Origin of the sequence: Streptomyces sp. XM83C (assembly GCF_023072675.1) — a bacterium.
In the GTDB taxonomy this organism is placed as follows: domain Bacteria; phylum Actinomycetota; class Actinomycetes; order Streptomycetales; family Streptomycetaceae; genus Streptomyces; species Streptomyces thermocoprophilus.
Genome location: NZ_JALLGL010000504.1, coordinates 1 through 2,383 on the forward strand (window position 1 = coordinate 1; position 2,383 = coordinate 2,383).

Annotated in this window: 2 protein-coding genes and 1 pseudogene; all 3 read left to right on the forward strand. The window is 66.3% G+C overall.

Annotated features, from left to right (window positions below):
- Positions 1–114: pseudogene (locus tag MTQ10_RS29780) on the forward strand (IS5/IS1182 family transposase); the annotation flags it as partial.
- A gap of 54 nt (positions 115–168) precedes the next feature.
- On the forward strand, positions 169–1,797 hold the full coding sequence (locus MTQ10_RS29785; RefSeq protein ID WP_247473589.1) for an integrase: 1,629 nt from the start codon (positions 169–171) through the stop codon (positions 1,795–1,797).
- A gap of 92 nt (positions 1,798–1,889) precedes the next feature.
- Complete coding sequence (locus tag MTQ10_RS29790) at positions 1,890–2,324, forward strand: hypothetical protein (RefSeq protein WP_247473592.1); 435 nt, start codon at positions 1,890–1,892, stop codon at positions 2,322–2,324.
- The last annotated feature ends 59 nt before the right edge of the window (positions 2,325–2,383 follow it).

The following is a 2,383-nucleotide window of genomic DNA, read 5'->3' on the forward strand; positions in this document are numbered from 1 at the left end:
GGCTACCACCGACTCAGCCCTCGCTACGAACGCAACCCCCGCAACTACCTGGCCTTTCTCGGACTCGCCGCAGCCCTGTGCTGCTACAAGCGCCTCATCCGCCTCACCACATAGGACACGGTCTTAGGCTCCTCCACGTTGTCGGTTGCAACCGTGTTGGGGAGACTCATGGATGTTCTGGAGCACTGGAGCGTCGACTTCTACGACTTCACCGTCCCGGATCAGCTCGGCGACGATCCTGATGTCCTGAGGTTCGGGAGTCTGCACGAGAGAGCCGCTCGCAACGGCGCACGGCATGGCACTCCCGTGATCCTCTCGCCGTCTGGCCGGCCGGACCACCGGATCAACCTCTTCTTCAGGGAGGGGAAGATGGCGGTCTCCGAGTCCGGGACTTGGAGGCGGTACGCGTACACGTTGGTCGTGTGGCTCGACTTCCTGGACGCCATCGGCCGCTCGTGGGACGACGCGACGGTGCGGGACGTTGAGGCGTTCAAGGACTGGCGACTCACCGACCTGCGAAACGAAGAGCGGATCAGGTCGACGTCCTTCGACACCGATCGAGCCGGCCTCAACTCCTTCTACTCGTGGGCGAGCAAGCGCTACGGGATCTTCAACCCCGTCCCGACCGTGCACGCCGGCTTCGTGGATGAAAGCGACGCTGCATCTGGGCATGGCTACGCGCGCCGATGGCGCGATCCCCTGCGGCCTGCTGGATCGACCCGGCGTCAGGTGAAGTGGCTGCTGCGGTCGGCCTTGGAGCAGTGGCGGAACATCGGACTGCGCGGCTACGGGTTTGACGGGGTGCGTAAGCCAGGCTGGCGAGGCTTCAACGAAGACCGGGACTGCGCCTTCGTCGACGGTCTGTACGGAACCGGGCTGCGCATCCGTGAGTGGGCCAGCGTCCTGAACGTGGAGCTTCCCTCGCCGGGCGGCGAACGGATGGGGGAGGCGTGGCTGGCGGAGAAGTGCGTCAAGGGGGCCGAGGAAGGGCGGACGTACTGGATTCCGCGGCGGGTGCTGCAGCAGGTGGAGGGGTGCGCGGATCCTCTGGAAGGGTCGAGGGCGGAGGCGATCCGCCGTGCCCAGCGTGCGGGCCGGTACGAGCGGCTGCGCGGCGTACGGATCGTCACGGGCCACAACCCGCGGACCCGGGAACTGCACGTCGAGGGTGAAAGCGGGCCCGCAACACTTGCGCTGGACGTGCTTGCTCCGGATGAGCGTCGGCTTCTCTACCGCCGTACTCCCCAGGGGCTGGAACCGTTGTGGCTGTGGCTGTCGGTGAGCGGGCTACCGAAGAAGGTCTACAGCTGGGAGGACACCTTCGACGCGGCGAACAAGCGCATCGCGGAGGAGTGGGTCCGGGCGGCGGACCCGTCCGGCAGTCTCAGCAGAGAGGCGCGGGATCGAGTCCGCGGCGCGTGCCCGCTGTGGGCTACGCCCCACATGTGCCGACACAGCTTTGCCCTGAAGTGGTTCTGCATCCTGTCGTTGGTGGAAGAGCGGCGTCTCGACGGCTTCTCTGCGGAGGAGATCGAGGACTTCCGCGACCAGCTCGGAGATATCTGGCTCCAGATGTCGATTCTGCTGGGGCACAAGCACCCGGACACCTCCCGAGAGCACTACCTGGAGCCCTTCACCGGTTTGCAGCTGTCCTATCTGATGGCGTTGCTCGACGACGACGAGCAGGCCGGTGTCGACGCGCTGGTGCGTGTCTTCGCCCGCCAGGGCGGCTCCACCATCGCTCCCGTTGCGGCAGCGGCCGCCGCCGGCGGCGGCGGCCGCGGAGGTTCTCGATGAGCGGGGGCGGCAGAGGGGGACGCCGCGCATCCCAGCCCGGACCAGACTGGCAGGCCCCCGAACGACTTCCCGCTGAGGGAGGCGGGACGAAGGTGGTCTTCTACGAGGAACAGAGCGGTCTGAGCCGGGTTTTCGACCTCTCGGGTTTTCCGGTTTCTACCGAGATGCAGCAGTGGATGGCACAGCTGCTCGCGGGCCGCTGCGGTCCCCGCGGAGGCAGCAAGCGCACCAGCACCGCGCAGGGGTACTTCGACGTCCTCAAACACTTCGCGACGGTACTGGCCAAGGCCGATCCTGTCCCTTCCCGACCAGGTGAACTTACGGCGGCGCACTTCCAGGCATTCCGAAAGCGCTACGAGGAAGTGCCGACGGCTTTGCGGCAGTACATTCAGGCGCTGCGCCGCATGATGCAGCCCCGTGACGAGCTGACCGCGGACGCGCGTCGAGAACTGCTGCGCAGGTTGTGTCCTTGGAAGTGGTGTACCGGTTCCCACCTGATCCGGGTGTTTGGCCTGGCGTCGGAGTGAGGGCCCGGATATGAGAACGGCCACCGGCTGATCTTCGAGTTGTCGAAGCTCGAAGGAGA